At 38.5% G+C, this 10,064-nt stretch carries 10 protein-coding genes; 1 reads left to right on the forward strand and 9 read right to left on the reverse strand.

Annotated features, from left to right (window positions below):
- Positions 1-21: 21 nt before the first annotated feature.
- Positions 22-1,638, reverse strand: a complete 1,617-nt coding sequence (locus WS44_RS04575) for a polysaccharide biosynthesis protein (protein WP_130898552.1) — start codon at positions 1,636-1,638, stop codon at positions 22-24.
- Positions 1,639-1,927: 289 nt separating this feature from the next.
- On the opposite strand from WS44_RS04575, the gene WS44_RS04580 reads away from it, so the two are divergent.
- On the forward strand, positions 1,928-2,902 hold the full coding sequence (locus tag WS44_RS04580) for a GH25 family lysozyme (protein ID WP_046433385.1): 975 nt from the start codon (positions 1,928-1,930) through the stop codon (positions 2,900-2,902).
- Positions 2,903-2,975: 73 nt separating this feature from the next.
- Here the strand turns inward: WS44_RS04580 and WS44_RS04585 are convergent, their stop codons facing one another.
- From WS44_RS04585 to WS44_RS04620, 8 genes are all read right to left on the reverse strand, one after another.
- Entirely contained in the window at positions 2,976-3,656 is a 681-nt protein-coding gene (locus tag WS44_RS04585) for a DUF975 family protein (RefSeq protein ID WP_013642565.1), read from the reverse strand.
- A 266-nt stretch (positions 3,657-3,922) separates the two neighbouring features.
- A complete protein-coding gene (locus WS44_RS04590; protein WP_022087753.1) occupies positions 3,923-4,321 on the reverse strand; it encodes a hypothetical protein in 399 nt (132 codons plus the stop codon).
- Between the two features lie 94 nt (positions 4,322-4,415).
- A complete protein-coding gene (locus WS44_RS04595; RefSeq protein WP_022087752.1) occupies positions 4,416-5,357 on the reverse strand; it encodes a serine hydrolase domain-containing protein in 942 nt (313 codons plus the stop codon).
- Positions 5,357-6,643: a D-alanyl-lipoteichoic acid biosynthesis protein DltD gene (gene dltD / locus WS44_RS04600; RefSeq protein WP_013642568.1), complete on the reverse strand. Its 1,287-nt coding sequence runs from the start codon at positions 6,641-6,643 to the stop codon at positions 5,357-5,359. The genes WS44_RS04595 and dltD overlap by 1 nt, the downstream gene beginning before the upstream one ends.
- Positions 6,636-6,875, reverse strand: coding sequence for a D-alanine--poly(phosphoribitol) ligase subunit DltC (gene dltC, locus WS44_RS04605; RefSeq protein ID WP_003625019.1), 240 nt, complete (start codon positions 6,873-6,875; stop codon positions 6,636-6,638). Before dltC ends, dltD begins: the two co-directional genes overlap by 8 nt.
- Before the next feature lie 33 nt (positions 6,876-6,908).
- Positions 6,909-8,147 (reverse strand): D-alanyl-lipoteichoic acid biosynthesis protein DltB, encoded by a 1,239-nt coding sequence (dltB, locus tag WS44_RS04610; RefSeq protein WP_013642569.1) that lies wholly within the window; start codon positions 8,145-8,147, stop codon positions 6,909-6,911.
- The gene (gene dltA / locus WS44_RS04615; protein ID WP_013642570.1) at positions 8,147-9,661 is read right to left on the reverse strand and encodes a D-alanine--poly(phosphoribitol) ligase subunit DltA; all 1,515 of its coding nucleotides are present in this window, start codon (positions 9,659-9,661) and stop codon (positions 8,147-8,149) included. The genes dltB and dltA overlap by 1 nt, the downstream gene beginning before the upstream one ends.
- A gap of 15 nt (positions 9,662-9,676) precedes the next feature.
- Entirely contained in the window at positions 9,677-9,829 is a 153-nt protein-coding gene (locus WS44_RS04620; RefSeq protein ID WP_013438768.1) for a teichoic acid D-Ala incorporation-associated protein DltX, read from the reverse strand.
- Positions 9,830-10,064 lie beyond the last annotated feature (235 nt).

Consider the following 10,064-nt stretch of genomic DNA (forward strand, 5'->3'; position numbering starts at 1 on the left):
TTTTCTGTCTAAATTTTCATTTTATTGGTAATGCTTGTATCTGTAATAGCGATACCCAATTTTTTTGCCGAAGATTGTTTCGGACGTTCCCATCCAGTTGGCAATCAAAATATAAATGCCTAAGAATGCCAAACCGAAAATTGCGAGGTAGATAAAACTGCCCATGCGGCCCAAATTATTGAAACGATAGCCGAAAAGAAATTGGTAAACGAATAACAAAACAATATAAATTTCGTTAGAAACGATAATTGGGAGTAAGCTTCTCAGCTTTACGCCATAAGTCTTGTCGAGCTTGTGGTAGCTGAGCAAAATTACGAACAAGAATGCGATGTCGGTTGAAAGAATCGCACCATCCGCATTCATCATCATTGTTAGTGGCACCTGCAAAACGATCTTGGTCAGGATACCCCACATCATGTAAATAACGGCTAGCTTGTTCATGTTCAAAGCAAGAAGCAAAGTAAGTGAGTTCATGACCAACCCTGCTAGTAAACTTTGGACGATATTTTCTACAAGGTAATATGCACCAAGGTTATCGTGTGAAAATAGTACTGAATAAACTGGTGATGAGGCAAAGGCTCCAAGTGCGACTACCGGAAGAAGGACAAACAGAAGTAGTCTGTAGTTCTCTAAGAGCAGTTTTCTGATGCTTTCGACGCTATCCTTGGATTTATACCTAAGCCCTGCTAAAAGCGGCAGACTCGTCTCAGAAACAGCTGTAGCGAGTGAAATAATCACCGTAGTGATCTTACTTGGGTTAGCTGAGAAAATCGTGTAGAGATAACTAACATAGGTTGTGCTCATGTGGTTGAAACTGAGCAAAATTTGTTTAAACAAAAGTTGGTCGACCAGCTGCGTCACGGTAATAAAGGAACCAAGCAAAACAAATGGAATTGAGGCATACCATAAATTAAGCAAACTCCGTGAGACGTTGTTTAAGGCACGTGGAGTGCTTTTATCGATTAGGCCCTTGTAATGCCCCCACTGCTTGCGCATATACGCAAAGAGGTACAAATAACTGGCAATAGCGCCGACACAGGCACCGAATACACTAAAGTAAACGGCAGTCACATAATCATGGTGAAAGACTTCGATAACTAAGAACGTAGATAAAAGGATAAAGAGGATTCTGGCGAACTGTTCCCATAATTGGGAAATTCCGTACGGCTTCATATCGTTATTTCCCTGGAACCAGCCTCTCACCATACTCATTGATGGCAAAATTACTACGGCTGGAACCAATACACGAATGGAAATAGTCGCACTGGCAACGGAATCTACCGGACTGTTTTTAGCAATAATTGGTGCCGTTACATAAAGCAAAACACCACAGGCTAGTCCCATGACGAACATGATGATCAGTCCCAGTTTAGTAATGTATAAACTATCCTTGTATCTATTTTGCGAATTTAACTGTGATACTTCCCGGGCAATAACTGAAGGAAGCCCTGCAGTACCAATAGACAAAAAAAGCGCATATGGGGTGTATGAAGAATTGAACAGAGCCTGTGCGTTTAATTGGTTGTGGTAACTGCCAAGCATGATTAACCACGGAATTAAATAAACGACTCCCAGTATTCTAGATACGATACTACCGAATGATAGCCAGAAAGAGCCGGATAAGATTTTTTTATTCAACAGAAAAGCCTCAAATCTACGTTAGTTTCAATATTGCCTTCTTATTATACGTGGAAATTCGATTTTTTGGGAATAAAGTGGATAAAAGCCGAACTTTTTTAGAAAAAATTTAGCTTATTTTCTTCTTCAAATAATACAATTTGATTACATTATTTACTATAATGTTACTTCTAGTTTATTTTACCGTTAGTTCTCTTGACCCAGTACGTTATTCTTATTATCCTTGAAATGTTTCTATGAAGATAAAATTTAGACTAACAATTAAAGAATAATATTCGGGGGAATAAAGTTGTCATTAAAGAAGAGATTTATTACAAAATTAGCACTTGTTGCTGCATTATCAACTACTTCAGTTGCCGTAGTTAACACCTTACATACTCAAAACAAGACTGTTCAAGCTTCAACTACTTCAGTTGCTGCTCGTTCACTTGGTATCGACGTTGCAAGTTACCAAAGTGCTGATCTTTCAACTCATGCAAAATCAGGTGCTAAGTTTGCCGTAGTTAAGGTTAGTGAAGGTACTAGTTACAGAAACCCTAAGGCTAGTGCACAAGTTGCTAGTGCACGTGCACAAAACATGATGCCAATGGGCTACCACTTCGCTACTTTCAGTGCTAACAGCGCTGTTGCTAAACGTGAAGCAAACTACGCAGTCGCTTCAGCTAAGGCCGTAGGTTTTGCACCAGGTTCATACCTTGCTTGTGACTATGAATCAGGCGATGGTAACAACATCAACATGGGTAAGAGCGTTACTGCTAACGCAATCATTGCCTTCATGCAACAAGTTAAGTCAGCAGGCTACAAGCCACTTTTATACGCAAGTTCATCAGTTTTGAGAAATAACATCAACACCAACGCTGTTATTAACCAGTTCCCTAACAGTTTATGGGTTGCTTCATACGCAGTTGCTGGCCGTATCGACAAGCCAAACTTCAGCTACTTCCCATCAATGAAGGGTGTTTCAATTTGGCAATTTGCTGATAACTGGCGTGGTCTTAACGTAGACGGTAACATCAACGTATTGCCACTTACTTCTTCATCATCAAGTGCCGTTTCTCAAGCTCCTACTAAGAGCTCAACTAAGGCTCGTGTGTTGAAGCACGCAGCTCACGTTTACGACAAGAACGGTAATCGTAAAGCTAACCGCAAGACTTTGAAGAAGAACACTACTGTTACTACCCACGGTAAGAAGAAGAACATTAATGGTGTTAAGTACTACCGGATCGGTAAGAATACTTACGTTAAGACAGCTAACCTCTACTAATATTAATAAAGACTAACAACAAAACACCAGGTAAGAAATTTACCTGGTGTTTTTTCATGCTTAATTTATTTTTTTACTTTAAGTATCTGTCACCGGCCAAGTTACGGTAGAAGTTAGCCTTAGCAGTTTGGTAATATGGGATAACCCACAAAAGACCGATACCAGCTGGAATACTACCAAGAATATACCAACCAAGGAAACTTAAATCAAAGATAAACAAGTCCATCTTGTGTCCGTTCATCAATTCCTTGCTGGCATTAATTCCATCGGTAGCACCAACTGATTTACCGCTAGCCACCATGTCGCTAACGATGTATGGCGTCATTGCATATGAATAGCCTTTAACGATACCAGGAATGATCAGTAATAAACTCCACAAGAATGTAAAAATACTGGTCATTACGAAGTTAATACATTCTGGGCCAAAGCGATTTTCGGTGAAAACTGAAAAGGCAGCGATGTATGGCTTTTCATCGCTTGTATCTTCGTTATCTCTTAAGTTCAAAAATGAAATGGTCAAACTTAATACGATGAAATCAGCCACCCAAGCTAAGATGCTACCTACTGGACTAAGAAATTGGAAAAATACATTATTTCCATCGTAATCCATATAAAAACTATCAAGCTTGTGACCGCCTGAAGTTAAGATCCAGACAACTAAGCCGTTAATCAAAGCGATAACAACAGCCCAAGTCCAATTGCCGCGAAGAGCATGCTTAGCGTTATCCTTTAATTCCTTTCGTGTAGTAGACATTTATTTCCTCTCACTTTCAAATAAGTATTATTATTAAATTATATACAATATTCAGAAAAAATTGCATCAAAAAAAGCCTAATTCCACCAACAACGGAACTAGGCTCACACAGTGTTGACCGCCACCTCTGACCACATATAGAAGATAACATTTTCGCTACCGGAGAAAATGACTACTATCAGTGGCGGTACATGAAGATTTTAGCATTCAAAAAAATAAAAAACAAGCGATATGGCGTTAATCGCAAATATTGTAATTTTTCTTTGTTAAAAAATTGCAATTAAGCCCGATATAACGGCCGCAATTACAATTACATACGTTGCAACTGCCTGAGGTGAACTAGATAATGGTTTATTTTCTGCCTTGAGTTTCTTTCTAATTTGTTCTGCCCTGGCTAAGGAGAAAATAGCTGCTATCCAGAATAGAATCCCTCCAATAATTGACGTCATTTGACTCATATTCTTAAGACCACCGGCCATGGTGATGATAGGCCCTACAATGAAAAATAGGCCAAATATTAATCCACTCCAAATAGCAAAAGGAGCAGTTGGTGGTTGATTCTTCAATTTTTTAATATTTTGAGAATAGCGATAAGTCATGTAAAATTCCAACACACCACATAAAATTAATACTATTCCTATAATTGCAGGTACGAGCTTTTCCATAATATTTTGCACTTTCTACAGTTTATTTTCTACCTCAATTATATGCCACCAAAAAAGGCCTGACTCCGAATTAAATCGGAATCAGACCTCTTTTTTATAATTCCATCATGATTGACATGATGCGATTTACTTTTTTCTTAATCTTACCAAACTCACCAGGGACAGTGTGATTATCTTGAATGATAATCATATTCTTACCATCCTTAGTGCTACGCATAAAGGTGTAATAACCTTCACCTGCACCATTAGCTGACTTATACTTCTTCAAGTTGTATAAACCACCATTATAGAATGTAGGAGCCTTACCCTTAAACAGGATCTGCTTGCTATGTTTGGTTAACATGTTGCCATGCAAAATGTATTCAATCGTTTTAGCCAAATCGCTATTTGACATTACAATCGATCCAGCACCTAACTCATTATGTGCATCCTTTACTGCAGTTTTACGCTTTACCTTTACGTACTGGTCCTCTTTCATCTCATATCCAGGCACCCAATTAACGGCGCGTAATTTGGACATGTTAGACCATAAGAACTCAGTTCTCCTAAGGTGAAGCGGCTCGATATAAGTCTCACGGAACAATTGCTCGTAAGTCTTATGTTCAAGCTTGGATAAAATACCACAGAGATAAATGTAGTTAACTGAAGTATAGTGCCATTTGCCAAGCATCTTAGCATCAAACACGGTGTATTTCTGATCATGGTCAATATTAGCCTTGTCAGAAATAAACTTCTTTGTGCCTAACTCTTGACCCTTCTCTAAATCAAGTCCTGAAGTCATATCCAGCAGATTGCTGATTCTAACCTTCTGTGCTCCAGCTACGTTTGGATAATACTTAGAAAGCTTATCTTTTAAGCTAAGCTTACCTTTCTGCACCTCGCGCATTACCATTGCAGCAGTCATTGACTTTTGAACTGAATTGATCAAGTAGCTAGTGTCAGTACTATTGTTTGTTGCATAGTTCAGTACAGGCTTCATATTGCTTGTTACCAATACGGAACCCTTAATACCTAATCTATTAATAGCCCGTCGCACTACTTCACTTTTAAACGATCTTTGCTAGTTAAATTTACTCGCTTAACATTGTCTTTATTCTGCCACTTCTTTGAGTAATAGTAGTTAGACATATCGTAGTTGTAACGCTCGTTAGGCAATTTCATAAATGGTCTAACGGCTTGATCAACAGCTACCCAACCTTTCCAACCAAGGTGAATAGTATCTTGCATGAAGTACTTTTCATTACCACGTCTTGAAAGATCAGCAATGTTTTCAAAGCCTTGGCTAGTCAATTGTTGTTCCATCTTAGCAACTGATTCTTGGTACATCTTAGCTGACAAGCCAGTGTACTTCATCCACTTACCGTTGATAGGTGGAATAATGAACAAAACATTGGTATGTTGCTTAGCAAATTGTTCTAGCATCAATTGGAAGTCAGCGTATTCAACTGATTTTACGTAGTTAAAGTGACGTTGACTGCCCTTGAGGTTCTTCAATACCTTCTTAGGCAAACGAGTTCTAAAGAAAGTATTGTCGATTCCCAAGTTGTTTGAATTAGTGTGTGCTGCAGCTTGTTCTTCAGCAACCTTGTTCAAGGCAGCAACAGAATAAGCACTAGGCAAAACCTTAGCTCTATCGTGGATCTTATTTACACGGTCACGCAATTGGAATGAACTAAAGAAGTTGTCTTCGTTAACCAACATTCTACGACGATTTTCTAAGTAAAATCTTTGGAAAGTAGTTAACTTCTTACCTGCAGCAATTTGCTTAAGACTATTTCTAATCTCACCCTTTACGTCTGGCATATCAAGCAGACGTTGTGCAGCATAACGATCAGTCTTATTATTCTTAGCACTTAACAAGAAGTTACATGCTTGAAGTGGTGAATAATACAAAGCAAAGGCATTAGGATCTTGGCCCTTCTTAGTGAACCATTGTGGTGAAATGATCACTACAGCCTTTTTGTTTTTAAGCTGTTTAGCTGTACCTTGCATCCCCAGGAATTGAGCCAAAGATTGACTACCTGGTCCACCAAGTAAGAATGGACGATAATTTCTGTGGTACTTTTCTGCAATAACACTAGGGTGAAGTGGATCGAATCTAGACAATTCACTTGAACCATAGAATGGTACATAACCCTCATTGTATGCTTCTTGCTTCATTGTGCTGCCCTTGAAGACAGTAGTGTTTTGTGAAGCAGCAGCTTCGTAAATGGTTTGCTTAGAAAAAGTTCTTTCCCAAGGAAGTAGGAATACAACTAGTAAAAGGATAAAAGCGCAAAGGACTGGGCCAAAAATTTGCCACAGCCGGCGTTTATTACTCATTTTCTAAGCTTTCCACCTTTGCAACAATCTTGTTAGGAGTGTCCCATTCAGCACGGTTGAATTCTGATACAGGAACATCGATATCAAATTTTTCTTGTAAGCTCAAAAGCATTTGTACACTTGCCATTGAGTCCATCAAACCATTGTCAAAGATGTTTTCATCCATTTGGTCTGATAAGTCTTCACCAGTTAAATCGTTCAAAATGTCTAATACGCCTTGTTTAGTGTCCATAATTAATACCTCTCAAAAAATCTACTCTATTTTTTACTTCCAGCCAAACCATAATTGGCTAAGGAATCCTGAGAAAATCAAGAAACTGAAACATACCACGTTGAAAGTTAAGAAAATGGCGAACCATTCAGTGAACTTGTTGTGTGGAATTTGCTTCTTGTGTTTTCTCTTAAATCTTAGCCACATATCGTTGACACAGATAGCAGTGGCATGGAATAAACCATACACAATATAATACCATGTTAAACCATGCCAGAATCCCATTATTAGGAATAACAGGAAGTATGAGACCTGTGACAATCTAATACGATTCTTGAACAACTTTTTCTTCATTGCAAAGAAAGTGAATCGCATGTAGATGTAGTCACGGAACCAGAATGAAAGCGTCATGTGCCAACGGTTCCAGAAGTCTTTGATGTTCTTAGAAATAAATGGCTTGTTGAAGTTCATTGGGGTATGAATACCCATGAAGTATGAAATTGATACCGCAAATAGTGAGTAACCTGCGAAGTCAAAGAACAAATACATACTGTAGCAGTACATATAAGCAAGTAACCACCAGGATAACTTCAAACCACCATTTGCGTTACCTACTGCTAAAGCAGCAGTGCTGATTCTTGGAAGCCAGTAAGTACCAAAGAACCAACCAATTACAAATTTGTATAAAAATCCTTGGAACAAATATCTTACAGCGTATTGTAAGTCTGTAATATATGCGTCTCTTGTAGGAACTTTATCGTAATCTTTCTTAAATCTGCGATACCTATCGATAGGACCTGATGAAATAGTTGGGAAGAAGAGCAAGAATCTTGCATACGTTACAGGATCTACCTTCTTGATTGCCCCATCACGCATTTCCATGATAACTTGAATGGTCTTGAACGTTACATATGAAATACCCAAGAAACCGATCACGAAGTTAATTGAATTATCAGGAAACGCAGTCAAATATTTAACTGCAGCTAATGGTATGATGGCCAAAATTACAGCTAAACTGAAAATCCAGGTCTTATTTTTACCATGATGACGATAATACTGATAAGCAAAGGTCAACGCGAATTCGTAAATCAACCAAAGAATCAGGTTTACACCTTGTTGCCAGTGACTACCATCAAAGATTAAGAATAAGAAGACAATTGAGAAAATTGCTTCATATATCTTGAGACGACGACCGTTATAAAGACCAATAATGATTGGAATTAAAGCAATCATCAAGTAAACGAAATATTGCGGATTTGAGTAAGGTTGTAAGTTAATGAAATTAAAATTCACTACTTATTAACCTCCTTAATAACCGCCTTGATATCAACCTTGCCGTTTTGAGAAATAGGCAACTTGTCTTGGTAAACAAAACGTTGTGGAAGCATGTATGGCATGATGTTCTTTGCCAAATCTTCACGAATTGCCTTAGTTAAAGTGGCTTCTGAGTGTTGACGTGCTACACCGTGCTTCAATTCGATCTCCGCTACGATTTGCTTAACGGTGTGATCTTTATTGTATTTTGGTGCTGCAACGCCATAACGGACGTACTCGTTCTTGCTCAAGTAGAAGTTGATTTCTTCAAGCTCGATTCTGTAACCGTTGAACTTGATTTGGAAGTCAATTCTACCGCGATAGAAGAGCATGTCGCCGTCAAAGAATCCGGCATCCCCACTGCGGTAGCTACGGTACTTGTCGCCATCCTTTTGGAAGAAGGCAGCTTCAGTTTTTTCAGGGTTGTTCATGTAACCCTTTGAAACGCTAGGACCGCTAATGATAATTTCACCTTCGCCAGGCTTATCACCCTTTGAAGTATCAATAGTGATCTTGGTGTCTTCCTTAACCTTACCGATTGGTAAACGGTCGTACTTCTTAAGAACGTCGTCAGTAATTTCAACTTGCGTTACGGCAACAGTTGTTTCGGTTGGACCGTAAGTGTTGAAGATATGGCTTTCTGGGAATCTCTTCTTAAGCATGTCTGCTTCGCTGTGTGGTAATTCTTCACCACAGAATAAGAAGTGACTGAGGTCTGGGTGATGTTCAGAATCAAAAGTCTTATCCAAGAAACACATTTGTGCAAATGATGGGGTTGATACCCAAACATTAAATTGCATCTTTGGCAAAGTTTGGAACAATTGACCAAAGTTTTGCGTTACATCGTGTGGCAATACAACAAGCTTACCTGCTGAAACAAGTGCAGGGTAAAGACTCATTACTGACAAGTCGAATGAGTATGGAGCTTGGGCCAAGAAACTTGGGTGTTCTGGCAAATTAAAGTCTGATAACTCCCAGTTTACAAAGCTGAGTAAGTTATCGTGACTGATTTGTACACCCTTAGGCTTACCAGTAGTACCTGAAGTAAAGATGATGTAGTAGTTTTCATCGCCTTCAACAAATTTGCTTTCGTCAACAGTGAAGTCGCCATCTTCAACTTCACTAGCCTTAAGTACCTTAACGTTGTCTAAGTTAACGTCTGGCAATGGGTCAATTTCCAAAACCAATGGTGATTTTGAAACATCTTGAATCATGGTCAAACGTTCAGCGTTTGAGTAACTAGCAATTGGAATATAAGCGTGACCAGTTTTAACACAGCCTAAAAAACTAGCGATCATTTCAAAGGTTTGACCACCCCAAATCATAATTGGAGCATCATCTGAAATATCTAAGCTAGCAATCTTGTGTGCCCAAGCGTTAGAACGCTTCTTAAGGTCACCATATGTATTAGTTTTGCCAAGATAGTCGTAAACAACACGATCTGGTTCTTGTTCTGCTATCTCGTCGATCTTCTTAATAACATCTTGAATCATGTGACAGCACCTACCTTAAAATTCGTTGTAAATGAAGTGAACTGAAGTAAGTCCACTATATTCATACAAATAGATAAGGGCCATCAGGATTGCAAAATAAACAATTGTCTTTAAAACAAACTTTCCAATGCGTTTGCCTCGAGAGTCAATTTGTGTTTTTTTATCCATTTTTTCTCCCTCAAGTAACATATATTTTTTACTCTTGCCTTATATTACTACAAATAGCAACACTAGACGCACTATCGTTATACATTTTAACAAATTTAAACTTTTTCTGAAATCCAATCTATTTTTGAAAAAATACAAAACATACTAATCTAGTGTTGGATGATTACTCGACGGAGTAGTCGTTCAACACTTTTTCTTTTACTATGTAAAGTGGAGATGAAGCCAATGCCGTGAC

This window comes from Lactobacillus sp. N54.MGS-719 (genome assembly GCF_000980505.1).
Lineage (GTDB): Bacteria > Bacillota > Bacilli > Lactobacillales > Lactobacillaceae > Lactobacillus > Lactobacillus amylovorus.